Source organism: Candidatus Saganbacteria bacterium, from assembly GCA_016223245.1.
In the GTDB taxonomy this organism is placed as follows: Bacteria; Margulisbacteria; WOR-1; order XYC2-FULL-46-14; family XYC2-FULL-37-10; genus JACRPL01.
In genome coordinates this window covers 92,990-116,474 of the sequence record JACRPL010000012.1, presented here as the reverse complement: position 1 = coordinate 116,474, position 23,485 = coordinate 92,990, and the positions used below count along the sequence as shown (strand labels likewise).

23 protein-coding genes are annotated in these 23,485 nt (G+C 43.5%); 19 read left to right on the top strand and 4 right to left on the bottom strand.

Annotated elements, in window-relative coordinates; translation table 11 throughout:
* The first annotated feature begins 147 nt into the window (after positions 1–147).
* Genes HZC34_05450 through HZC34_05435 form a run of 4 tightly spaced genes read left to right on the top strand, consistent with a single transcriptional unit; the run spans position 148 to position 2,950 of the window.
* The gene (locus HZC34_05450; GenBank protein MBI5701268.1) at positions 148–561 is read left to right on the top strand and encodes a YbgC/FadM family acyl-CoA thioesterase; all 414 of its coding nucleotides are present in this window, start codon (positions 148–150) and stop codon (positions 559–561) included.
* A gap of 37 nt (positions 562–598) precedes the next feature.
* A complete protein-coding gene (locus tag HZC34_05445; protein ID MBI5701267.1) occupies positions 599–748 on the top strand; it encodes a hypothetical protein in 150 nt (49 codons plus the stop codon).
* Positions 735–1,313, top strand: a complete 579-nt coding sequence (locus tag HZC34_05440) for a hypothetical protein (protein ID MBI5701266.1) — start codon at positions 735–737, stop codon at positions 1,311–1,313. Before HZC34_05445 ends, HZC34_05440 begins: the two co-directional genes overlap by 14 nt.
* A 5-nt stretch (positions 1,314–1,318) precedes the next feature.
* Positions 1,319–2,950 carry a DNA mismatch repair endonuclease MutL gene (locus HZC34_05435; protein MBI5701265.1) on the top strand — a complete coding sequence of 544 codons (1,632 nt, stop codon included), beginning with the start codon at positions 1,319–1,321 and terminating at the stop codon, positions 2,948–2,950.
* A gap of 9 nt (positions 2,951–2,959) precedes the next feature.
* Here the strand turns inward: HZC34_05435 and HZC34_05430 are convergent, their stop codons facing one another.
* Genes HZC34_05430 through HZC34_05415 form a run of 4 tightly spaced genes read right to left on the bottom strand, consistent with a single transcriptional unit; the run spans position 2,960 to position 8,511 of the window.
* Positions 2,960–4,348 carry a radical SAM protein gene (locus HZC34_05430; GenBank protein ID MBI5701264.1) on the bottom strand — a complete coding sequence of 463 codons (1,389 nt, stop codon included), beginning with the start codon at positions 4,346–4,348 and terminating at the stop codon, positions 2,960–2,962.
* Between the two features lies 1 nt (position 4,349).
* A complete protein-coding gene (locus tag HZC34_05425) occupies positions 4,350–6,410 on the bottom strand; it encodes a radical SAM protein (protein MBI5701263.1) in 2,061 nt (686 codons plus the stop codon).
* Positions 6,407–7,384, bottom strand: coding sequence for a glycosyltransferase (locus HZC34_05420; protein ID MBI5701262.1), 978 nt, complete (start codon positions 7,382–7,384; stop codon positions 6,407–6,409). Before HZC34_05420 ends, HZC34_05425 begins: the two co-directional genes overlap by 4 nt.
* Before the next feature lie 5 nt (positions 7,385–7,389).
* Positions 7,390–8,511, bottom strand: a complete 1,122-nt coding sequence (locus HZC34_05415; protein MBI5701261.1) for a glycosyltransferase family 2 protein — start codon at positions 8,509–8,511, stop codon at positions 7,390–7,392.
* A gap of 79 nt (positions 8,512–8,590) precedes the next feature.
* On the opposite strand from HZC34_05415, the gene HZC34_05410 reads away from it, so the two are divergent.
* From HZC34_05410 to fabF, 15 genes are all read left to right on the top strand, one after another.
* On the top strand, positions 8,591–9,619 hold the full coding sequence (locus HZC34_05410) for a hypothetical protein (GenBank protein MBI5701260.1): 1,029 nt from the start codon (positions 8,591–8,593) through the stop codon (positions 9,617–9,619).
* Positions 9,620–9,629: 10 nt separating this feature from the next.
* On the top strand, positions 9,630–11,033 hold the full coding sequence (locus tag HZC34_05405; GenBank protein ID MBI5701259.1) for a hypothetical protein: 1,404 nt from the start codon (positions 9,630–9,632) through the stop codon (positions 11,031–11,033).
* Positions 11,026–12,654 (top strand): glycosyltransferase family 39 protein, encoded by a 1,629-nt coding sequence (locus tag HZC34_05400; protein ID MBI5701258.1) that lies wholly within the window; start codon positions 11,026–11,028, stop codon positions 12,652–12,654. The genes HZC34_05405 and HZC34_05400 overlap by 8 nt, the downstream gene beginning before the upstream one ends.
* A 16-nt stretch (positions 12,655–12,670) precedes the next feature.
* Positions 12,671–13,864 (top strand): MFS transporter, encoded by a 1,194-nt coding sequence (locus HZC34_05395; protein MBI5701257.1) that lies wholly within the window; start codon positions 12,671–12,673, stop codon positions 13,862–13,864.
* Between the two features lie 64 nt (positions 13,865–13,928).
* Positions 13,929–14,135, top strand: a complete 207-nt coding sequence (gene rpmF / locus HZC34_05390) for a 50S ribosomal protein L32 (protein MBI5701256.1) — start codon at positions 13,929–13,931, stop codon at positions 14,133–14,135.
* Between the two features lie 30 nt (positions 14,136–14,165).
* Positions 14,166–15,131, top strand: a complete 966-nt coding sequence (gene plsX / locus HZC34_05385) for a phosphate acyltransferase PlsX (protein MBI5701255.1) — start codon at positions 14,166–14,168, stop codon at positions 15,129–15,131.
* Positions 15,128–16,063, top strand: a complete 936-nt coding sequence (locus HZC34_05380) for a ketoacyl-ACP synthase III (protein ID MBI5701254.1) — start codon at positions 15,128–15,130, stop codon at positions 16,061–16,063. Before plsX ends, HZC34_05380 begins: the two co-directional genes overlap by 4 nt.
* A 5-nt stretch (positions 16,064–16,068) precedes the next feature.
* Positions 16,069–17,229 (top strand): acyl-CoA dehydrogenase family protein, encoded by a 1,161-nt coding sequence (locus HZC34_05375; GenBank protein MBI5701253.1) that lies wholly within the window; start codon positions 16,069–16,071, stop codon positions 17,227–17,229.
* Positions 17,229–18,011, top strand: a complete 783-nt coding sequence (locus HZC34_05370) for an electron transfer flavoprotein subunit beta/FixA family protein (GenBank protein ID MBI5701252.1) — start codon at positions 17,229–17,231, stop codon at positions 18,009–18,011. The genes HZC34_05375 and HZC34_05370 overlap by 1 nt, the downstream gene beginning before the upstream one ends.
* A gap of 97 nt (positions 18,012–18,108) precedes the next feature.
* The gene (locus HZC34_05365) at positions 18,109–19,335 is read left to right on the top strand and encodes an electron transfer flavoprotein subunit alpha (protein ID MBI5701251.1); all 1,227 of its coding nucleotides are present in this window, start codon (positions 18,109–18,111) and stop codon (positions 19,333–19,335) included.
* A 118-nt stretch (positions 19,336–19,453) separates the two neighbouring features.
* Positions 19,454–20,284 (top strand): ACP S-malonyltransferase, encoded by an 831-nt coding sequence (fabD, locus tag HZC34_05360; protein ID MBI5701250.1) that lies wholly within the window; start codon positions 19,454–19,456, stop codon positions 20,282–20,284.
* Entirely contained in the window at positions 20,271–21,020 is a 750-nt protein-coding gene (fabG, locus tag HZC34_05355) for a 3-oxoacyl-[acyl-carrier-protein] reductase (protein MBI5701249.1), read from the top strand. The genes fabD and fabG overlap by 14 nt, the downstream gene beginning before the upstream one ends.
* A gap of 14 nt (positions 21,021–21,034) precedes the next feature.
* Complete coding sequence (gene acpP, locus HZC34_05350; protein MBI5701248.1) at positions 21,035–21,277, top strand: acyl carrier protein; 243 nt, start codon at positions 21,035–21,037, stop codon at positions 21,275–21,277.
* 7 nt (positions 21,278–21,284) lie between these two features.
* Positions 21,285–22,244, top strand: coding sequence for a nitronate monooxygenase (locus HZC34_05345; GenBank protein MBI5701247.1), 960 nt, complete (start codon positions 21,285–21,287; stop codon positions 22,242–22,244).
* Complete coding sequence (gene fabF, locus HZC34_05340; GenBank protein MBI5701246.1) at positions 22,244–23,485, top strand: beta-ketoacyl-ACP synthase II; 1,242 nt, start codon at positions 22,244–22,246, stop codon at positions 23,483–23,485. Before HZC34_05345 ends, fabF begins: the two co-directional genes overlap by 1 nt.

Here is a 23,485-nt window from a genome sequence, read left to right as displayed (position 1 = left end):
TGCGTTACCGGTCGCGCCTGCCTAAACATCTCCAGCACAACTGACATTTTTTCCTCCGCCGTCCATTTCCTGTGCGTCATTCCCTGAACCCCCTTAAAACTCTCTTTCCAGTTAGTCCAATTATAACAGGGGGCTAAAAAGATCACCATGAAAAACCATATATCAATCCGCCCTATATACCGTGATACCGATGCGGAGGGCGTCGTATATTACGCGAATTATCTTGGATATTTTGAGCAGGGCAGGACGGAGTATATCAGGGATCTTGGCTTATCGCTCAAAGCCCTAAAACAAAAAGGGATAGTCTTTGCAGTCGAGCATGTCGATTGCAGTTACAATTCTCCCGCATTTTATGACGACGAACTTGTTATCGAAACAGAGATTGAAAAAATAACGGGAGCAAGGCTTATCTTTCTGCAAAAAGTTATAAAAGATAATAGGCCTCTTGTAACCGCGCATATAATTTTGTTTGCCCTTGATATTAAAACTTTTAGGCCAATGCGCATTCCCCAAGAGGTTTTCGATAAAATAAATGAACAAGATAAAAATACTTCCGCCTGATCTTCTAATAGCAAAGATTGTGTTATAATTACCTATAATGAATGTTAAAAAGGAAACAAATTTAGATTCATTAATGAAAGCGCTGAAAAAGAGCCCTGCCGAAAAACTGCTTAAATCAATCGAAATCTCGCAATTATGCTTCAAACTTAAGGCATCCGTCAAAAAACAAACAAATGAAAAATCTTGAAAAAGAGCTAATAGTTTTTGCAAAGCAGCTTCAAAAAGCAAAAAATGAAAACAAAATTACAGGCTTTGCGCTTATTGGTGCTTTAGCTGTTTCCGCAAGATCGAAACCGAGAGCGACGCAGGATATCGATTTTCTTGTTTCCGCTGAAAACGATTTTTTTTCTGAAATATTCCCAAAAACAATTAAAGAAATGGGGTATTCATATAAAATATTCAAAGGAACAGCCGATGACCCAATAAAAGGCTTGATCCGCATCTTCGATAAAAATGATGATGAATTAGTTGATATTATACCTGTATTTTGGAAATGGCAGGAAGAAATGGTAAATTCCGCTTCATCCATTAAATTGTTTGAAAATCTTTCAATACCCATTGCTTTGGCTGAAGATTTAGTTGTTTTAAAGCTTAAAGCGGGCGGCCCCCAAGATCTTGTTGATGTTCAAGAATTATTGAAGGCAATGAAACTTTTAAAGAACATTGATAAGGATAGAATGTTTGCTTTTGCAAAAAGAGCAGGGGTTGACCGGAAACTTGATTCAGTGCTGAAAAATATTTCCGAGATTTAATCCCAATGGATAAATCAAAAATAAAAATACTCCCACCTGATCTTGTAAACAAAATTGCCGCCGGCGAAGTTGTGGAGCGGCCCGCTTCCGTTGTAAAAGAACTTGTTGAAAATTCAATCGATGCTAAAGCAACACATATAACGATCGAGATACAAGATGCCGGGAAGAAGTTTATATGCGTTACTGATGACGGGATCGGTATGGCGCAAGATGAAATTAAACTTGCACTCGAAAGACATTCGACTAGTAAAATCTCTTCGCTCGATGACCTGTTTAATCTAAAAAGCCTAGGATTCCGAGGCGAAGCATTGCCGTCTATCCATAGCGTTTCAAATATGACGATCGAACAAAATCCAAGCGGGCATGGTTTGGCCATGAAAGTAAAAGACCTCTTTCATAACATTCCTGTTCGATTAAAATTTCTGAAGAGCAATTATACTGAACTCGGGCATATCCAAAACCTTGTTACTCGTTTTATTCTTTCGAACCCGGAAATATCCTTTAAGTTGGTTGTCGATGGCAAAGAAGTTCTTATGTCGGCGGGAAATGGGAAATTATTTGATGCAATATATTCTGTTTATGGACTCGATATCGCAAAAGATCTGATCGAAGTTAAAAGTGACAACGTGTCGGGATATGTTTCAAAACCAACGATCAGCCGCATTGATCGCGGATATGAAAGCTTTTTTGTAAATAATCGATCGATCAATAATTTTCTTTTGTCCAGAGCTCTTGAGGACGCATATCGAACTTTGATCCCATCAAACCGTTATCCGATAGCCGTGCTATTCATAAATATTAAACCCAATGAAGTCGATGTTAATGTCCATCCCTCCAAGAGGGAAGTTAAGTTTCTTAATAATAAAATAGTGATGGGTCAAGTAAGAGAGGCTGTTTCTGCTGCAATGGGTAAAATGAGGGTAGGTGAGGGGCCAGAGGCCAGTATGGATATTGGGCTAGGTAGTTTGGATAGAATTGAGCAAGACCAATTCCCTATGACCAACAACCAAACTGGCATCATCACCCTCACCCCAACTCCTCTTACAATGGAAGTAACCGGCATCTCCCCATTAATTCCACTATATCAACTCATAGACACTTACATTATAATATGTACAGATGGTGTGGACCTTGTTTTGATCGACCAGCATGCCGCGCACGAGAGAGTACTTTTTGATCAGCTTACAAATAGGGGGAAGGCTTCAAGCTTCCAGAGTTTATTGATCCCGGAAACTTTAGGATTTAATCACTTAGACTCGATTATAGTTGAAGAAAATCTTGAAACAATAAAAGAAATGGGCTTTGATATCGAAATATTCGGCAAGGATTCTTTTATTTTGCGATCCGTCCCATCTTTTATTAGCCTTGAATCGCCGAAAGAAATATTTACCGACTTGATCTCCGAATTCAAGGATAAAGAATACAAGAACCAGCCCGAAAAAAGAAAAGAGAGGATGAACAAGTATTTGGCTTGCCGCGGAGCCGTAAAAGCGGGGGATAAATTAGAAATTGGAGAGATACAAGGGCTTATCCGCGACCTTTATTTAACCTCGAACCCTTTGACTTGTCCTCATGGCCGACCGACGATGGTCAGGCTTACAAAAGAAAACTTCGAAAAAATGTTCGGGCGGACTTGATCTATTTTCTTAATGTTTCGATCCGCTTAAGATGCTAAATATTACAAACCAAGCGCTCTTTATCATTCTTCCCAATTCGTAAGGGCGCCGCATCATCCTGTATAAATAATAAATGTTCAGGTGGCATTCCTTAATAGCACGATTTACCCACTGATCCAATTCATTTGAACTTAATTCAGAAATAACAGCTTCGCCATTTTTTATTATATGATGATTTTCCGCCCAAGTATATAATGGCGTATTTCTATATGCTTTGGGGGTAACAAATTGATAAGAATGGGCTTTCAATCTTTTTGCCCATCTAATGGTTGTTTTGATCGTTTCAGTCGTCTCTCCAGGCAATCCAATAATAAAATCGGCATGAATTATAAATCCTAGATCGTATGCGGTATTTGTGAACTTCTCCATTTCTTCCACTGTAACGCCCTTATTGATCGATCTTAATATCTTTGGATCAGCCGACTCATATCCGACATGAAGTCCTCTGCATCCGCTTTCTTTCATGATCTTTAGCGTATCAAAATCCAGGTTCGCCCTAGAATAACATGACCATGTGGTCTTGATATTGTTTCGGAGCAATTCTTTTGAGAATTCGCGCGCTCGGTCGGCCTGCAAAGTATCGTCCTGCAAAAAGATCTCTTTGACATAGGACAATTCTTTTTTGATATATTTTATTTCATCGATTACATTCTCAATCTTTCGCATTCGATAAGGCGCGCCCTTAGTCATGGCATATGGCCAAAGGCAAAAAACACATTTTCCCCAAGCACAGCCCCGCCCTGTGAAAAGGTCGACAAAAGGGTGGAGCTGGGGAGCCTGGAAATACTTCCTTATATCAAGGTGCCGTTTGTATACGTCTGTAACAAATGGAAATCCATTCAGCTCTTCTGATGTGACGGGTTCCCTTAGCGGATTCCGTATGATCTCGCCGCCTCTCTTCCACCATAGGCCCTTAATGTCTTTTAATTCCTTCTCTTGGGCTATTTCTAAAATAGTATAATCAAATTCATAAAGCGCTATTGCATCGACCGCGTTTGAGCTGTTAATGATATCGCTTGGCTCAACCGCGCACCAAGGGCCGACAAGGACGATCTTTGACCCTGTTTTTTCTTTTATCAATTCAGCAACTTTTACATCGCTTGCTAGACTGGCTGTTGAAATATAAATGACCGTAAGGCCTGGCGAGAATTTGTTAGCTATTTGAACAGTCTTCTCAATAGAATAACTTTCAACCAAAGCGTCAACTAATTTCGCTTCATGCCCTTGCTTTCCCAAAAGCCCAGTGCAATAGGCAAGCCATATCGGGTACCAGTTGCTGCCGGAAATGCTTTTTGCCGCCCAACGTGCGGAGCGTATAAAATGTTTTTCATATGGAGGGTTGAGCAGCAAGACCTTCATTCTATTTCCCCTTTTCTTTTTCGAATAATAAGATCCAAAAGTCCGCAAGAGGAGTGTCTCGTTTTTCTTTTAATTTGTATCCGTTCTTTTGGAAGGCCAAGATGAAATCATCGATCTTATAACTATATTCTTTAACATTCTGCCTTAAATGGTCGGACAGGAAATTGATGGTCTTGCCAAAAAAAGAAAAATGGTTCGGCTGGATAAGCAATATGTATTTTGAGCTGATCCTCGCCATTTCTTTTGCAAAACCAGAAAAGTCAAGAAAATGCTCCAAGATCCCTTCGGAGAATACCACTTCAAACTCATTGTCTTTGAATGAAGTGTGCGTGCCATCCATAACAAATACATCTTTGTCTTTTTCAAATCCATAGTCAATGCAGCGCTTGACGCTCTCTACCGAGTTGTCGATGCCGATAATATTTGAATATCCCCATCTTCTGAAAATATTAAGCGTCCTTCCGCTTCCGCATCCGATATCCAGGATCTTGGCATCATGTTTGATATTGTCCGAATTCCGGTCCAAAGTCTTTTTTACGGCGTCAATTGAGAGGTTCATCAAAAATTGCCCTATACGGGTGGGCCCTTCTTTTTTTGACCAGAAATTATCCCAGTTTTCATATAACTTTTTGGTTTCATTTTTCATTGCGCCGTTTTTTTCGCATTTCTCCTGTCTTTGCAAGAACATGATCCTTTTTAATCCCTTGAGCAGCATCGGTATTTGGCTGGGCCTTAATAATTTTGGAAGCTGCTTTAATATATATTTAGGCCTAAAATAAAATTCCCTATTTGCCTTTTTAAACATTCTTTCAACGACATCAGGCGTTGCAGTCCCTGGATATTCGTAAACCATTTTACCACTGGTGTGGCAATAATCTTCATAGCCTGATATCAATAGTCTGCCGTTTTTCTCGATCATATCCCACATTTTTGTCACGGGATATGGGACGGCTATATTAAACAATGCTCCGTCAAGATCAAGTTCCTTTGCGAAATCTATTGTTTTTTGCATTGTTTCTTCGGTATCGCCAATAAGCCCCAGCATGAAGAACCCAATGGTTGTTATTCCCTGTTTTTTTGTGAGGGCAACGGCTTTTCTTATCGTATCAAGCTTTATGGCTTTTGGTATTTTATCTAGAACTTCTTGGCTTCCGGATTCGATTCCGTAGGCAAGATAATCACAGCCGGCCTTTTTCATTTTTACCAGTAGATTTTCGCTTATTTTATCCGCTCGCAGCCCGTTGGAAAATCTAAGGTATATTTTAATTTTCTTCGAAATGATCAGGTCGAGGATATTTTCGGCGCGTTTCATGTCAAAATTGAAACAGTCGTCGTAGAAATCGATCTCTTTTACATTATATTTTGAAACCAATTCGATCATTTCCGCTACAACGTTTTCGGGCGTCCTTGCGGCAAAACAAGCGCCATACGTCAGTTTATTGCAATAATAACAATTGTAGGGACAGCCTCGCGCAGTAAAGATAGGAGACCATGGAAAGAAGCGGGTCCCTTCAGAAGCGTATGGCCTGTCGACCCCATTATTTATCAGAAGGTGGCGAGCCGGAAAGGGCAGGTCGTCGGGGTTAAGCGGAGGCCTTTTCTCGTTGTGTATTACAATATTATCTTTTATGTAAGATAAGCCTTTGATCTCTTTTACATCTTTTCCCAATGCGATATCCAGCATCGTATATTCGCCTTCGCCCCTAACAACGAGGTCGAACCCTTCTTTTAGGAGTTCTTCTGACATCCCTGCCGAATGAGGCCCTCCAGCTACGGAAATAATATCTTTTGGCAAAAGCTTTGCGACTTGAATACAATAGGTGTGCGCCGGGGTTAAAATGCTTATCCCTAAAATATTGAATTTCTTGTCCGATGCATAATCGGCTACCTGCTTGGGCGACAACCTTAAGACATTTGCGTCCAATATCTCGACTTGAACGCCGGATCTTTCAAGAACAGCGGCAATGTACGCCAAATTGAGGGGAGGATTCATTCCCCAGATCACTGCATCTTTCTTCAGTTGATAATTAGGCTGAACAAGCAATACTTTTTGTTTGTTCATATAGGAAAAAACAACTCCCTCATAAAACCAAGCGACCAAGCTACGATAAAAGTTATTACAACAAACGGAAAGACTATCGCCGGCTTAATTGCCCCGGTTTTGAAAAAAGCGAAAACTGCCGCAATTATGGCTAGAAAGGGGATCCCCCATGAAAAATAATAAATAGTCCTAATATTATTCGAGAAATATAATGCAAGTAATAACAAGATGATAACTGGCAGTGTTATTCCGGCCAATATATGCGTAGGAGTCAGCATTTTGAGGTCTTTTCGGCCGACCTGGAGCCTCCCGATCGCAAAACGGTACATTTGTTTATAAAATCCCATTAGATTTTGCCGACGATTGTGCCAAAGTTTTACATCAGGAACATAGAGTAATTTATGTCCTTCAAGCCTAATAAGCCTGTTCATTTCGACGTCCTCCGCGGTGATGAGGGTTTCATCTATCGGAAAAACTTCTTCAATTACTGTCCTCCGGTATATGGCATTACAACCGGGGATATCCGCAACTTCGGAAACCTTATTGTTTTCACTTCGATGAGCTGACTTTCCTGATGATGCCGCCAGATCATATATGAGCCCAATAGCTTCTCCTAAAGGCGAACCGTCATTTTGTGTAATAGTTGGCCCGCTCAAACCGCCGACCCGTTCATCTTTAAAATATTTTACGCTATTTAACAGCCAATCTTTATCCATTACGCAATCATCATCGGAAAAAGCGATAAGATCCCCGCGAGATAATTTATATCCCTCGTTTCGTCCCGGCCCAACCGTAAGTTTGGGATTTCTAACAACTTTCGCGCCATATTTTTCAGCGATTTTTATCGTGTCATCCGATGACATTCCATCGGATATTATGATTTCGAATCGATCATGGGGATAACTTTGCAGTTTTAGGCTTTCAAGGCAATTTGCCAATAATCTCTCTCCATTTCTTACAGGGATGATTATGGAAATAAATGGGGTTGTGTCCATCGGGCTTATTTTTTCTTGATCCCTAATATGCTGAAGAAAAAAGATGAAAATATCGTTTGTACTCCGATCACTGTAAAAGTCAGGGCAACTAAAGCAAAACGGACCTCTTGTATTAAGCGTCCCGATAACCATTCGTAAACCAAATAAAAGTTCATGCCAAGACCTATCAATAAAACAATTGCGCCTATAGCCAACCCCTTTTCCAAGTTAAAAAACCTTAAAAATGATGCCAACATAAGGTCATTTTCTTCAAATTGCTCGGAAAGCGCATAGATCTTCGCGTACATACCCAAGCTGATTATTTGGTATCCAAGGATAGCAAGCATTGCGCCTAATATTGAAAAATGGTAATCAAACGAATATCCAAGGATATTTATTGGCCCCTGAAGCAATGACAGCAATAGGGCAAGGCCTAAGATAAAAATGAAAAGACCTGGCCCCAGAAATAAATAATTCGGGCTATAGATCAGCATGAAGCGAAGATGCCTCCAGCCATCGGAGAAGGTTCTCAACTTTGATTCCCCTTCTCTTCGATCGTAAGAAATAGGGACTTCCGCGAATTTCAGCTTTGCGCGGGCCGCGTTGATGACCATTTCGGACGCAAATTCCATTCCCGCAGCCCTTAAATGCATTTTCTTATATGCTTCTTTTGTAAAAGCGCGCATGCCGCAATTGACGTCGGATATTTTTGTCCCTGCGACAAGGTTCAGCATCCAAGAGAGCAGGGGCGTTCCAAAATAGCGATGAAGCCAAGGCATTGCTCCCTTTTTAATATTCCCTCTTAATCTTGAACCGATCACAAAGTCATAACCATTTTTTAGGGGAGCGATCAGCTGGCCTATTTGGGTAAAATCATAGGTGTTATCAGAGTCGCCCATAATCATGATATTGCCTTTCGCATTTTCGAAACCTGTTAGATATGCCGATCCATATCCTTTTTGTTCGCTTCTTACGACGCGGGCTCCCTTTTTCAACGCGATCTGTGCAGACCTGTCCGTTGATCCATTATCCGAGATAACTATTTCGGATGGAACGCCTAATCTATTCAATGCGACCATAGCCTTATCAATACATTCGCCGATCGTTTTTTCTTCGTTCAAACATGGCATGACTACAGATATTTCCATTATTCCTCTCCATTTTTCATTATGTATTATAACAGATTTTAGGATGTAATTATTATCGTATGCTATAATTGGCACAATTATGCTCAAGCGCGGTCTTTTACTTCTTACGGCTTTGGTTTGTGCCGTATGCCCCGTATTTGGACAGGATCAGATCCAGATCAAATTCATCCAACAGCCGAATACGCCATATTTTGCCGGTCAGCCGGAGATTTCAATATATGCAGGGGAATATGATACAGTAAATTTGCGGATAAAGTCGGAAAAAAGCGGGACGGCCCGGCTTTTCTGGGCCACGGACTTCGATCCGAATTTCAACCAGCAAAAAAGCATTTGGTTCTTTATAGACAGGTCAGTTGCTTTTAAGGAATATACATTCAATTTGCGTTCCCAAAATAAATATTGGGCGGGTTTGGTTGGCCAACTTGTAGTCTTTCCCGAAAATGGGTTGGACGGATTTACGGTTGCGCAATCAAATGCCGCAGCCGCGAGCATAAGTTCAAATATCAGTTCGGGCTGGCGGGAATTGTGGGGACCGCGGGGACGCTTGATCGAGGGGCCTTCGATCAATAATATGCAGGCAAATTATATTTTTGGGATACCGATCAATTATTATATCTATTTTTCGATCTTATTGGTCGGCTTTTCAGCTTTTCTTTGCCATTTTATCATTAGCAAAGATCTGGCATATTCGTTGAAAATTTTCAGGCAAGCGGCCATTTTTGCTTGCGTTGGTTTCTTGGGTCTCATCTCCATTTGGAGCCTAAACAACCAATGGCTTCAGCTTAAAGGCGATTTCAGGATCTTTGGCTTCAGATCCCTTGAGGAGAAGCAAGCGGCTTTTGTCGGCAAAGAATTTTATGGCTTTTTGTCATTTATAAAAGCAAACGTTCCGCAAAGGGCAAAAGTTGAAATGCTGCAATCAAGCCAAGCTTACGGCAGTGAAATCGCCAGTTATTATCTTTATCCCTTGAATTTTTATTTAAAGCCGGCCGATTACATATTAGTTTTTCATTATCAAAAAGATTTGGGCCAAGTGCTCAATTATCTCAAGGATTACTATCTGTTCAAGAAGCAGTCGGATCAAGCCTATATTTTAAGGAGAAAGTGATAATAGAACAATGATTGCTTGGTTAATGTTTGCATACGCTGTTCTTTTCCCTCTTATATTGGGGGCATGTTTTGCGGGCTTGTTCCTGAAGAAAAAAGACGATATGCAAATGCTTGAAATATGCGCATTTGGTTTTTTATCAGGGATGATGCTTTTGGTCTTGGAGATGTTATTATTTTCAAGATTGAATATAAAATTTTCTATTGTCGGCCTTTCTCTGCCATGGCTGCCGTTGATCGTTTACGGATTATATATTCTTTATAAGAACAAGGTCTTATCGCTTAATTTCTCATGTGAAAAGTTCAACAATATCGAAAAAACATTGGTCGGCTTCATTTTTATTCAAATTATCTTTGTTTTTGTTTCAACTTTGATAAAACCCGTAGTCGCCTGCGACGCTTTTGCCATTTATTCCTGGCGGGCAAAAATGTTTTTCCTTGAAAAAACCGCTATTGTAGCTAGCGCCAGCCAGACAGACCATCCGCTTTATAATTGCCTCAACCAAACATGGGTGTTTATTTCCATTAACAATTGGAATGAAATTCTAGGAAAAGTATTGTATCCGATCTATTTTGTTTGCTTATTGATCTTGTTTTACTTCGCGCTCCGCCGCGCGCAAAATAGGCCGCTTTCATTGTTCGCAACTTTCGCGTTGGGCAGCCTTCCATTTTTAGCATATCATGCGACGACCGCTTATTCGGATTTTCCAATGGCCGTATATTATTTTGCGGCGATATCCTTGCTTTTATTGTGGTTCAACCGATTGCAATTACGCTTCCTTTTGCTGTCGATGTTTTTTCTTCTGTCGCTTATAGCAATAAAGAGCGAAGGCATTTTCTTTATTGCTACGACTTTTATTGTTTTTATTGCAGCTCTTTTCAGCGGCAGGATGGCTTCTTTTGGGAAGCTCAAGCTGTTGAAAAAAATCAGCATGATAACGGTTTTGATCGGCGCGTTTTACTTGTTTTACGCAGTATTTTTTTCTCGCCATGGCGCGTCTTCCGTCCACTCGCTCTCGCTTAATGCCCAAATGGATTTTTCAAGGGTTCCCGCTTTGGTTGTTGTATTCGGGGACTACCTGTTTTCCCGAAGCAATTGGAATATAATCTGGGTCATCCTGCTGCTCCTTATTATCTTCAATTATAAAAAGCTCGCGCAGAACTTTAATATGAGCCTTTTATCGCTCATATTGCTCAACCTTTTCGGCTATATGTCCTATTACTTCGTCATCGCACAACCAATATACGATATGCTTTTCTTTGTAACTCCGGCCGTAAGGAATATTTTACAATTTATTCCTCAAGTGATGCTGCTTATCGGCTATCTTATGGATCCCGACCTTAAGCCTTTATTTCGCAAAAAAAGCGCGGTCGACTCGCAATGGAAAAAACGGAGGAGGAATAAATATGCTTGATTGCCTGAAGCGATCCTTTAAACAAAATATTGATATCATCATGGTCTTTCTATTTTCACTTGTTCTCTGCCTTGTTCTTTTTTATTTTGTCGTGATGCCGGCAGATGTTTATAGCTGGGACCAATCCCACCATGCGCTTTTTAGCACAATGATAGCTCGGGATGTTGAGACCGGCGATTGGGACGGCTTTTGGCGCGATACGCACCACCAGGCTCATTGGCCATTCTTTCATTCTTGGGTAGTTGCAATATTTTTTGTCTTTTTCGGCGCGAGTTACGCAACGGCAGGAGCGGCCAATTTGGCGATCTATTTTCTTATATTGATCCTGGTCTATTTGACAGGGAGGGAGCTAAGCCTTGACCGAGGCAAATTGATCGGAGCATTAGCTTGGTTCTTGATGGTCACGTCAAATTTGATCGTCTTTTTTGGAACGAGCAATATGATCGAGATTCTTGGGGCTTTCTTGACGGTAGGCGCTTTTTATTGTCTCTTGAAACTTGAAAATACAAAGAAATGGGCATGGATCGCGCCGCTAGGCATTTTAACCGGCATCTGTATAGTGACAAAATATAATTATGCAATGTTCATAATAGCAAGCATCATTTGTTGGTCGGTTTACGATCTTATATCCGCGATCATTGATGCGCAAAAGCGCGAGCCTCTTCCTATTTCCGCCTGGGCTATGAAGTACCTGCTTGTTTTCATCCCATCATTGCTCATTTCTATCTGGTGGTTGTTCGGGCCCGAAAGTGAACGGAAATGGGGATTGATCTATTGGAATAAAAAATATTCCGCAGATGGGGCATTCCCTATCGATGGTCTTATCAATAATATTACCTATTATTTCAAGGTTTTGGCCATTAATTATACTTGGTTCCCTTTGTTCGGGATAATGACTGTGATCGCGATATTTGGCATATTTTTATTGATAAAGAAAGACAAAAATGCCGTTTTGCTGGGAATTTTTTCATGGGTCCCGTTAATGATCTCTATTTTTATTATTTGGTCAAAAACGCCCCGTTTTATTTTGCCGTTCGTGCCGATAATATTATTATCGAGCGCGTATTTTTGGGTGTTCTTATGGGGCCAGTTCTCCTCATCATTTGGACCAGCTAAAAAACGGCAAATAATATTTTTAGGGACTATGATCCTTGTTATTTCATTTATTGCGAATGGGAAGCCTATGCTGGATTTTTATTTGGGCAAAACTACGCCGCAGGTGGAAGGGGGAAGGAGAGTGCAGGGCGAGAGGATGAGCGAAGTGCTTGACTTTTTTCATAAAAATACACCGCCACATTCAGCTCTTATTTTTGGGACATCGTTTGTAGAGTTGAGCCCATATGCATTTTATTTGCATCTGTCCCCTTTAAGACCCGGCCCGGTCGTTAACGAATTTTCATTGGGCCAGATAAAACTTCAAAGCGGCATGTATCTAGCCGATATCAAAATGTTAAAAGGATCGCCTTTTATTGACGGCAAAGATATTAAATACGATCCTGAAGGGCATGCGGAGGGGCCTTGGAACCTTTTTATAAAGAAAAACGCAAGCCATCTTGACATGGTAAGCGAAAAATATTTTCCCAAATTGGGATTCAGGGTGCAAATTTTTAGGATCAAATAAGAAAGGCCTTTTCTATATGGAAAAAAAGAAGAACGTATTTTGGATCGGAATGACCAGCTTATTTTCCGATATCTCATCTGAAATGATATTTTCTTTGCTCCCGCTATTTCTTTCCGCAATCGGTATTTCCCGTGCGATGATCGGTTTGATCGAAGGGATCGCCGAATCGACAGCGAGCATATTGAAAGTTGTTTCCGGCTGGGTTTCCGATAAGCTTCAAGCTAGAAAGGGTTTGGTTGTTGTAGGATATTCCATCTCGGCAATTGTTAAGCCTCTGATTGCGCTCGCCAATACTTGGTACCAAGTTGTTGCTGTCAGGTTTGCCGATAGGGTGGGCAAAGGCCTTCGAAATCCTCCGCGCGATGCCTTGATCGCCGATTCGGTGCAAGAAAACGAAAGAGGGCGCGCGTTTGGATTCCAGCAGGGAATGGATACGACAGGGGCGGTTATTGGCACTCTCCTCGCATCGTTCCTTCTATATATATTAGGAAGATATACCAACTTATCAATAGTTTTCCAATATAGGACAATATTCTGGCTATCGCTTATTCCAAGCATCTTTACCGTATTGATCGTTTCTTTCATGGTTAAAGATGTTAAGGCGAAAGAATTTGTAAAAAGCGAAACACCGACCAATTGGAAAAATCTGGATTCCGGTTTTCGTTCGTTCCTTTTGGTTTCAGCAATATTCCAGTTCTCAAACTTTAGTTATGCTCTCTTTATTTTGAGGGCTAACAATATGGGAGTGATAGCTGCGCTTATACCTATCATTTACTTGGTATATAACATTATATATAGCTCTCTGTCCCAGCCGCTAGGCGTCCTTGCCGATAAAATAGGCAAAAGAAACATATTGTTCCTCGGCTTTGCATTGTCGTCTATTATGTCTTTTGGTTTCGCAGTCCTAAATCATCCGATATATGCATGGCTTCTTTTTGCAATATATGGAGTGGTTAGCGCAGTAACAAATATGACACCGAGAGCCATGGTCGCCGATTATATAAGTTCCGAACTTCGAGGAACAGCGTACGGCATATATTATATGGTGATCGGTCTTATTGCCTTGCCCACTTCTGCGATCGCCGGGCTTTTGTGGGATCGATTTGGCGCAGAGATCCCATTTTTATATGGGGCTTTGATCGCGGGAATATCGGCGGCGCTTGTGTTGCTGTTAATTCCTCGGCGGCCTAAATTGACAAAGAAAATCTAAACCCGTATAATTAAAATTTGTTATGCGATGAAAAGTATTCGGCCAAATAAGGGGGGAAAATTACATGCCAGTACCAAAGAAGCGACACAGCAGATCAAGGCAGGGAAAAAGAAGAGCCGAAAGTTTTAGGGCCCACCTGCCGGGGGTTGGAGCATGTCCATCATGCGGGGCCCCAAAGCGCCCGCATTATGCGTGCGCCGCTTGCGGAACGTATAAGGGCCGCGCGGTAATCAGGGTCAAGCAAAAAAAGAATAAAGCCAAGGAGAAATAACATATAGTGGGAAGGATCGCCGTAGATGCAATGGGCGGGGATTTCGCGCCCGAAGAAACTATCAAAGGCGCAATTCTTGCGTTGTCTAATACTCCGGGGCTTGATATAACGCTTATTGGGGAAACGGATCGGCTCGCGAATATCATACAAAAGCAAAAGTTTATTGGCCATATAGATATACACAATGCAACGCAGAATATCGGGATGAACGAATCGCCTGTATCCGCCATCCGCGAAAAAAAAGACGCATCGATCAATGTTGCGCTCGACTTGTTGAAAAGCGGGACTGTATCGGCTGTAGTGTCGGCCGGGAATACGGGCGCTTTTATGGCCGGATCCTTGTTCAAGCTGGGGCGGATTTCAGGGGTTGAGAGGCCGGCAATAGCTACTGTTTTTCCCACTGAAAATTCGAGGGTCCTGCTTCTTGATATGGGGGCGAATGTCGACAACAAGCCGAAGCACCTCCAGCAATTCGGCGAGATGGGGAGCCTTTATGCCGAACATGTAATGCATATATATCGGCCAAGGGTCGGATTGCTCAATATCGGCGAAGAAAAAGAAAAAGGCAACGAATTGACGCAGGCGGCGTGGGAATTGTTGTCACAATCGAACATTAATTTTATCGGCAACGTTGAAAGCAAGGAAATACTTTCGGGCAATGTCGACGTTGTGGTCTGCGACGGCTTTGTCGGGAATTTAGTCCTTAAATTGGCCGAAAGCATCTCGTACCGGATAATCGACCTGCTAAAAAAAGAGATATCGAAAAGCGCCCTTGCCAAGATCGGCGCCTTGTTCATGATGCCGGCTTTTAACGGTTTAAAAAAGAAGATCGATTATGATGAATACGGCGGCGCCCAGCTATTGGGCGTTAATGGCGTGTGCGTCAAGGCGCACGGCAGGGCAAAAGCCCGCGCGATTATGAACGCGATAAGGGTCGCGAACGAATCGGTCAAAGAAAATATAGTCGAATGCATTAAACAAGAGGAAAGCAAGTGAGAGCTAGAATTTTGGGGACCGGATCTTTTGTTCCGCAAGGCGTTGTAACGAATTTAGACCTTGAAAAGAAAGTGGAAACGTCCGACGAATGGATACGCGCAAGGACTGGGATCATAGAGCGCAGGGTGTCCGACGAAAAGACTGCGACATCCGATCTCGCCTACGAGGCTTCAAAAAGAGCCATCGAATCCGCAAAATTATCCAAAAAAGACATTGAACTCATTATAGTCGCCACGTGCACGCCTGACGTCTTATTCCCGTCTGTAGCCTGCGTCATCCAGGATAAGCTTGGGGCAACAAATGCGGCGGGATTTGATGTGTCTGCGGCATGTTCCGGTTTTAATTTCGCGATGTCTGTCGCTTCCAAGTATATAGAAACCGGGACTTATAAGAATATCCTGGTTGTTGGCGCGGATACTTTAACTAAATATGTTGACTGGAAGGACCGGAACATATGCATACTTTTTGGCGATGGGGCAGGAGCTGTTGTCCTTCAAGCCACGAACGAGGATTGTGGGATCCTCGGAAGTTATCTTAAAGTTAAAGGCGAGGGTGGGAAATTTCTTGTAATGCCGCAAAAAGGATTTATTTGCATGGACGGCAAAGAGGTTTTTAAATTCGCAGTGCGCGCGCTCGAGGAGTCGGTACTGGAAGTATTAAGATTAACAAATCTATCAATGTCTAATATCGGTCTTTTGATACCGCACCAGGCAAATATCAGGATAATCGACCACGTTATCAAAAAATTCAACTTGCCAAAAGATAAAGTATATGTTAATTTGCAAAAATATGGCAATACGTCCGCAGCATCGATCCCGATCGCATTGGATGAGGCGGTTGCCGATAAAAAAGTCCATAAAGGCGGCATTGTAGTGCTTGCGGGTTTCGGTGCGGGGCTGACATATGGCGCCAATGTAATAAGATGGGGGTAAAATAAATGCTTAATTATGGGTTGACCGAAGAACAGCAGATGATCAGGGACTTGGCGCGAAAAGTAGCGGTAGAAAAAGTTCTGCCTAAAAGGGCGGAATGGGATGAAAAAGGCGAATTCCCCTGGGAAGCAATGAAAGCGTTCTCGGATGCCGACCTATGCGGGCTATATATCCCCGAAGAGCTTGGCGGCATGGGGCAGAGCGTATTTAATTTCTGCCTTGTGACAGAAGAGATAAGCCGCGTTTGCGGCGGAGTAGGAGTCACTTTTGCCGCGTCGGCGTTAGGCTCGACCCCGATACTGTTATTCGGCACCGAAGAACAAAAGAAAAAATACATGCCGGAGATCGCTGCAGGGAAAAAACTCGCGGCATTTGGCTTGACCGAAGCAAGCGCAGGGTCAGACGCGGCAGGTCTTGAGACAACGGCCAGAAAAGAAGGCGACTATTATGTTTTAAACGGAACAAAGCAATGGATAACAAACGGCGGCGAAGCCGAAACTTATTCTGTAATAGCTATCACCGATAAAAGCAAAGGGCCGAGAGGAGCTTCTGCATTTATCGTAGAAAAGGGCGCGCCGGGATTCACCTTCGGGAAAAAAGAAAATAAAATGGGCATCCGCTGTTCCGCTACTCGAGAACTTGTATTCCAGGAATGCAAGGTTCATAAGAGCCAGCTTTTAGGCCGCGAGGGCATGGGATTTATCGTTGCCATGAAAACGCTCGATCTTACAAGGCCGGGCATTGGAGCTCAAGCTGTAGGCATCGCGCAAGGCGCGCTTGATGAATCGATCAAATATGCCAAACAAAGAGTTCAATTCGGCAAACCTATTATCGCGATCCAAGCGATCCAGCATATATTGGCCGATATGGCAACTGGGATCGAAGCGGCCCGCGCGCTAGTTTACGCTTGCGCCAGGATGATCGACAACGGGGCGAAAGATTATACTCTCCCGGCATCAGAAGCAAAACTTTTCGCATCTGATACTGCGATGAAAGTTACAATCGATGCGATCCAAGTTCTTGGCGGATATGGATACATGAAAGAATATCCGGTGGAAAAAATGGCAAGAGATGCAAAAATAACACAAATCTATGAAGGGACAAACCAGATACAGCGAAACCAGATCGGATTGTCCTTAATTAAGGAAAGCGTTAAACACGGCTAATGGAAATAGTTGTTTGTATCAAACAAGTTCCGGACACTACGGAAGTTAAGATAAACCCCGAAACGAATACGCTCATTCGCGAGGGTGTGCCTTCCATCGTAAATCCATTCGATGAATGCGCAATTGAAGAAGCTCTTAGGCTTCGCGAAAAACACGGAGGCCGCGTCACCGTCGTCACAATGGGCCCTCCACAAGCAAAAGAAGCTTTGAAACAAGCTGTTGCAATGGGCGCGGACGAAATCGTTCTTGTTTCTGACCGTGCATTTGCCGGATCCGATACCTGGGCAACATCGTATACTCTAGCCCAGACGATCAAGAAGCTTGGCAAGTTCGATGTGATATTTTGCGGCAAACAAGCAATCGACGGGGATACGGCGCAAGTAGGGCCTGGGATCGCGGAATGGCTCAATATCCCTCAAGCGACATTTGCCGTAAAAGTTGAAGTTGACGGGAATACCGCAAAAGTCGAAAGATTGCTGGAAGAAGCAAACGAAGTCGTATCAATTCCACTCCCTTGCGTGTTAACTGTCGTAAAACAAATAAACGAACCAAGGATCCCCTCTCTAAAAGGCATGATGAAAGCAAAGAAGACGGAAGCAAAAGTCATGAGCGCCGCTGATATCGAGGCCGACTCTATGAAGATAGGGCTCAACGGATCTCCAACAAGAGTGGTCAAGATATTTTCACCGCAGCCAAAAGGGGCAGGGGAAATAATGTCTGGATCAACGGATGAAGTCGTGAGCAAGCTTGTCTCAAAATTAAAAGAGAGGAAGATCATTTAACTCACCCTCACCCCTTTATCCCCTCTCCCTCTCTTATTAAGTGAGGGAGAGGGGAAACCGCCGAAGGCGGAGGGGAGTGGGTGAGTTGAGGGAAAATATGGGCATTAAAATATTAGATAATTTATGCACCGGATGCACGCTGTGCGTTAAGGCTTGTCCTTTTGGCGCTATTTCAATGAATGCGCGTGAAGGAACACAAAAGAAGCTTGCAGTAATTGATATGCTTAAGTGCACACTTTGCGGAGCATGCGTCACAGCCTGTAAATTATTGGCGATCGACCTAAAAAAAGAAGAATCAAGATCAGGTACAGCCGATCTTTCATCTTATAAAAATATCTGGGTTTTTGCCGAGCACAGGGACGGCGAAATGCACCTCGTAACTTTTGAACTCTTGACCGAAGCAAAGAAATTGGCGGCGGACCTTAAATGCGAAGTAGCTGCAGTACTTCTTGGGGATAAAAATATCGAAAAAAACCTGTCCGAAATATTTTCTTACGGCGCCGACAAGGTTTATTTATCAGTACACGATGAATTTAGAAGCTATAGAACCGCCCCATACTCTAGAACAATAACCGAAATGATCCGCAAATTTAAACCTGAGATCTTTTTAATGGGCGCTACGACTTTAGGCCGCGATCTTGCCGCTAGGCTTGCGATCAGGGTCAATGCCGGGCTTACGGCCGATTGCACTGCATTGTCGATCGATCCTGAAAAAAAGATATTACAGCAGACGCGTCCGGCATTCGGCGGGAATATCATGGCGACGATCATTGCTCCGAATCACCGTCCGCAAATGTCAACCGTAAGACCAAAAGTATTCAAAAAATCCCAACTTCCAACTCCCAAATCCCAACAAGGTAATATTATAAATTTTGATCCGATCATTGATGATGCCGATCTTCTCGTTAAGATATTGCAATCGATCAAAGACGAATCAGCAAAAGTTAATTTGCAGGAAGCGGAAATAATTGTTTCGGGCGGACGCGGGATCGGCGATCCGAAGAATTTTAAATTGATCGAAGAGCTGGCATCGGTATTGTCGGGAGCAGTTGGCGCGTCTCGCGCTACAGTTGACGCTGGCTGGATATCGGCCCACCATCAGGTAGGGCAAACAGGAAAGACCGTTGCCCCGAAATTATATATTGCTTGCGGCATATCAGGCAAAATTCAGCATTTAGTCGGCATGCAGGGATCCGATACGATCATTGCCATCAATAAAGACCCGGATGCCCCGATATTCAAAGTCGCGGCATATGGGATAGTTGGAGATTGTTTGGAAGTGATACCTGCTTTGATAAAAAAGATCAAGGAGATCAGGGGGTGACCCCCTCTGTCCCTCGACTGCGCTCGGGACATCTCCCCCTTGATAAGGGGGAGAATGAGAGGGGGTACAGGTGAAAACAGCTTTCATATTTCCGGGGCAGGGGGCGCAATTTGTCGGAATGGGGAAGGGTTTCGCAGAGGATTATTTAGCCGAAGCCAATGAAATACTTGGCTTAGATCTTTTGAAAATTTGTTTTGAGGGCCCCGAAGATGAGCTTAAGAGAACAGAATTAAGCCAGCCGGCGATACTGGCAGTTAGTGTTGCGGCAAACGACATCCTGAAAAATAGAGGGCTCAAGCCAGATTATGTTGCCGGGCATTCGCTTGGTGAATATTCAGCTTTAGTTGCGGCTGGTTCTTTTTCATTTAAAGATGCACTAAGACTTGTGCATTTTAGGGGCAAGTTCATGCAGGAGGCGGTGGCTTTGGGCGTCGGCGCTATGTCCGCCGTTTTGAACTTATCTAAAGATAAAGTTATCGATTGCTGTAAAAAAGCTTCGCATCTTGGAGTAGTTGAACTTGCCAATTTTAATTCCCCGGACCAAATAGTAATTTCGGGAAATAAGATTTCGGTCAAAGAAGCCGGCAGGTTGTGCAAAGAGGCAGGCGCTAAAAGAGTGATTTCTCTTGCGGTATCGGCTCCTTTCCATTGCTCTCTGATGAAACCTGCGGCCGATAAATTAAAAATGAAACTGGATCAAGCTGATATAAAAGAATCTTTAGTGCCTGTTATTGCTAATATAAATGCCGATGTGGAAAAATCGGCTGAAGAAATCAGGAAAAACTTGTATAATCAAGTGACCGGTTCGGTTTTGTGGGTTAATTCGATCCTGAAAATGAGATCTCTTGGTGTGACAACATATATAGAAGTAGGTCCCGGAAAAGTGTTGAGCGATTTGATCAAAAAAATAGATCCAGAAGCGGAGGTTAAAACTTATGTCGAAGCTTGAAGGTAAAGTCGCTTTTATAACTGGCGCCGCCCAAGGGATTGGCCGCGCGATCGCGTTTTCGCTGGCCAAAGAAGGTGCGGATATAATAGTATCAGACATCAATTTGGAATTAGCGGCAAAGACATCGGAAGAGATCCGATCTCTTGGGGTCAAAACAATGGCGCTTAAATCCAATGTATCTGATTTTTGCGATGTGGAAGAGGGCGTCAAGCAAGCGGTCGCCCAAATGGGCAAAATTGATATCTTGGTCAACAATGCTGGGATCACAAAAGATGGCTTGCTAATGAGAATGAAGCCGGAAGATTGGAGCTCTGTGATCTCGGTCAACCTTACAGGCGTATTTAATTGTACAAAAATCATTTCAACTTTGATGGCCAGGCAAAGGTCTGGTAAAATAATAAGCATCGCATCGATTGTTGGCGAGATGGGGAATTTTGGCCAGGCAAATTATGCGGCGTCAAAAGCGGGAGTCATTGGTTTCACAAAAACAGTTGCTCGCGAGCTGGCAAGCCGCGGAGTATGCGCAAACGCCGTGGCTCCAGGATTTATCCAGACCGCGATGACGGACAAGTTGACTGAAGATGTAAAAAAAGCGATGTTGGCCCAAGTTCCTATGAATAAGATGGGTACGCCTGAAGACGTAGCAGCTGCCGTTTTGTTTTTAGCTAGTCCCGAATCGGATTACATTACAGGACAAGTTATCAACGTTAACGGCGGAATGCTCATGAACACATAATAGGAGGTGAAAGAATGAACGAATCAGAAGTTCTGGAAAAGGTTAAGAAAGTCGTTGTCGAGCAATTGGGCGTTTCTGACGCTGAAGTCAAAAGAGAATCTTCATATGTTGACGATTTGGGCGCGGATTCATTGGATACGGTGGAACTCGTTATGGCTCTTGAGGAAGCTTTCAGCACGGAGATCCCCGATGAGGACGCTGAAAAAATTAAAACCGTGGGCGATACAGTATCATATATTTTGTCCCACGCAAAGTAGGTCATAAGTGAAACTTCCTGAATTACAGATCGGCGGCCTGGCCGCCAGGGTGCCGATAATACAAGGCGGCATGGCTGTCAGGATCTCGACGGGAAATCTTGCTGGAGCCGTTGCCGCGGCCGGAGGGATAGGGGTCATTGGCGCCTCCGGCATGACTTTTGAGGAGCTTGCGCGCGAAATTAGGATCGCGCGGGATAAAGCTTTAGGCGGCATTGTCGGGATAAACATCATGTTTGCCGCCCGTGAATTCTTGGGGATCGTAAATACCGCCATCAGAGAAAAGATAGATGTTGTTTTTACAGGCGCCGGGTTCTCAAGGGACATTTTTAAGGTCGGACATGAAAGCAAGACCCCGATAATATCGATTGTTTCCTCGGCGCGGCTTGCAAAAACCGCGGAAAAATGCGGAGCCGCGGCAGTTGTTGTCGAAGGAAAAGAAGCCGGCGGGCATTTGGGGACTGACCGTTCCGTATGGGACATCGTACCCGAAGTTTTGGAGGCAGTTCGCCTTCCCGTGATCGGCGCCGGAGGAATAATTAACGGAGCTTCTATTGTAAAAATGTTGAAGCTTGGGGCGCGCGGCGTTCAAATAGCGACTCGTTTTGTCCTGTCTGAAGAGTGCAATGCGGCAATCCAATATAAACAAAGATACCAAACGGCAAAACAAGAGGATATAGCGATCATTTCATCTCCAGTCGGCATGCCTGGCCGCGCCATTAAGACGGAATTCGTAAATAAGATACTAAATAAAAACGCTCCAAAACCTATCGGCTGCGATTTTTGCCTAAAAAGCTGTTCGCTCCAATATTGCATCATGAAAGCGCTGGTGAACTCGCAAAAAGGCGATATCGAGCAGGGAATTGTGTTTTCGGGAGAAAATGTTTGGAAGATAAAGGATCGCGCGATCAAGCCTGCAGCAAAAATAATCGAAGAACTTGCGGCCGAGGCCGAAAAGGAGCCGGATTGATGAATCGCGTTGTTATTACAGGGCTTGGGGCTGTAACTCCTATAGGGATCGGCTTCCAGGAATTTTGGAAAAACCTGGTCTCGGGGAAAAACGGGATATCACGCATAACTCATTTTGATGCGGTGGCCTTCCCTTGCAAGATCGCCGCGGAGATCAAGGATTTTGACCCATCGCAGTTTTTGGACAAGAAAGAAGCCCGAAAGCTGGTGCGGTTCATCCAACTTGCGGTTGCGGCGTCTAAGCTCGCGCTTGATGACTCGGGGCTTCAAATTTCAAGCGCAAACGCGGCAAACGTCGGCGTAATGATAGGATCGGGCATCGGAGGGATCGATTTTTTAGAAGAGCAGGCAATAAATCTCCAACAAAAAGGCCCTGATAGGCTTTCTCCTTTTACCGTCCCATACATGATCACAAATATGGCCGCGGGCATCGTATCGATCCATCTTGGGGCAAAAGGCCCGAACAGTTGTGTTGTTACTGCATGTGCGACAGGCACGAATAATATCGGCGATGCATTCAGGATTTTACAGCGCGGCGATGCTAAAGTTATGGTTGCGGGAGGCACAGAAGCCGCTATTAGCCCTCTTGGGATCGCAAGTTTCTGTGCGGCGCGCGCGCTTTCAACATCCAATAACGACAATCCCGAGATCGCATCCCGCCCATTTGACCTAAAACGCGACGGCTTTGTAATGGGCGAAGGGTCGGGGATCGTTATACTTGAAACGCTAGACCATGCAAAAGCTAGAAATGCAAAAATATACGCTGAAGTTGCAGGATACGGGATGTCAGGCGACGCGCACCATATTACAGCCCCTTCTCCTGACGGCGACGGGGCATCGCGGGCGATGCTTTCGGCGCTTCACGATGCAAACCTTAAACCCGAAGATATCGATTATGTCAATGCCCATGGGACATCAACTGAATTAAACGATAAATTCGAGACAATGGCGATAAAGTCCGCATTTTCAACGCATGCAAAAAAGCTAGCAATAAGTTCAAACAAATCAATGATCGGGCATTTGCTTGGCGCGGCGGGCGCTGTTGAATTTATTGCTACGACTCTTTCAGTTAATAACAATATCGCCCCGCCAACAATCAATTATGAAAATCCTGACCCGGATTGCGATCTGAATTATGTTCCTCATCACGCGCAAAAAATTGAAATTAATGCTGCGATCTCCAATTCACTTGGGTTTGGCGGTCATAATGCGGTATTAGCGGTTAAAAAATATAAGTCCTAA

Bases quoted from the DNA above. Each gene is read 5' to 3' on its own strand.
- HZC34_05450 (MBI5701268.1), top strand. From the start codon at position 148: ATGAAAAACCATATATCAATCCGCCCTATATACCGTGATACCGATGCG.
- HZC34_05445 (MBI5701267.1), top strand. From the start codon at position 599: ATGAATGTTAAAAAGGAAACAAATTTAGATTCATTAATGAAAGCGCTG.
- HZC34_05440 (MBI5701266.1), top strand. From the start codon at position 735: ATGAAAAATCTTGAAAAAGAGCTAATAGTTTTTGCAAAGCAGCTTCAA.
- HZC34_05435 (MBI5701265.1), top strand. From the start codon at position 1,319: ATGGATAAATCAAAAATAAAAATACTCCCACCTGATCTTGTAAACAAA.
- HZC34_05430 (MBI5701264.1), bottom strand. From the start codon at position 4,348: ATGAAGGTCTTGCTGCTCAACCCTCCATATGAAAAACATTTTATACGC.
- HZC34_05425 (MBI5701263.1), bottom strand. From the start codon at position 6,410: ATGAACAAACAAAAAGTATTGCTTGTTCAGCCTAATTATCAACTGAAG.
- HZC34_05420 (MBI5701262.1), bottom strand. From the start codon at position 7,384: ATGGACACAACCCCATTTATTTCCATAATCATCCCTGTAAGAAATGGA.
- HZC34_05415 (MBI5701261.1), bottom strand. From the start codon at position 8,511: ATGGAAATATCTGTAGTCATGCCATGTTTGAACGAAGAAAAAACGATC.
- HZC34_05410 (MBI5701260.1), top strand. From the start codon at position 8,591: ATGCTCAAGCGCGGTCTTTTACTTCTTACGGCTTTGGTTTGTGCCGTA.
- HZC34_05405 (MBI5701259.1), top strand. From the start codon at position 9,630: ATGATTGCTTGGTTAATGTTTGCATACGCTGTTCTTTTCCCTCTTATA.
- HZC34_05400 (MBI5701258.1), top strand. From the start codon at position 11,026: ATGCTTGATTGCCTGAAGCGATCCTTTAAACAAAATATTGATATCATC.
- HZC34_05395 (MBI5701257.1), top strand. From the start codon at position 12,671: ATGGAAAAAAAGAAGAACGTATTTTGGATCGGAATGACCAGCTTATTT.
- rpmF (MBI5701256.1), top strand. From the start codon at position 13,929: ATGCCAGTACCAAAGAAGCGACACAGCAGATCAAGGCAGGGAAAAAGA.
- plsX (MBI5701255.1), top strand. From the start codon at position 14,166: ATGGGCGGGGATTTCGCGCCCGAAGAAACTATCAAAGGCGCAATTCTT.
- HZC34_05375 (MBI5701253.1), top strand. From the start codon at position 16,069: ATGCTTAATTATGGGTTGACCGAAGAACAGCAGATGATCAGGGACTTG.
- HZC34_05370 (MBI5701252.1), top strand. From the start codon at position 17,229: ATGGAAATAGTTGTTTGTATCAAACAAGTTCCGGACACTACGGAAGTT.
- HZC34_05365 (MBI5701251.1), top strand. From the start codon at position 18,109: ATGGGCATTAAAATATTAGATAATTTATGCACCGGATGCACGCTGTGC.
- fabD (MBI5701250.1), top strand. From the start codon at position 19,454: ATGGGGAAGGGTTTCGCAGAGGATTATTTAGCCGAAGCCAATGAAATA.
- fabG (MBI5701249.1), top strand. From the start codon at position 20,271: ATGTCGAAGCTTGAAGGTAAAGTCGCTTTTATAACTGGCGCCGCCCAA.
- acpP (MBI5701248.1), top strand. From the start codon at position 21,035: ATGAACGAATCAGAAGTTCTGGAAAAGGTTAAGAAAGTCGTTGTCGAG.
- fabF (MBI5701246.1), top strand. From the start codon at position 22,244: ATGAATCGCGTTGTTATTACAGGGCTTGGGGCTGTAACTCCTATAGGG.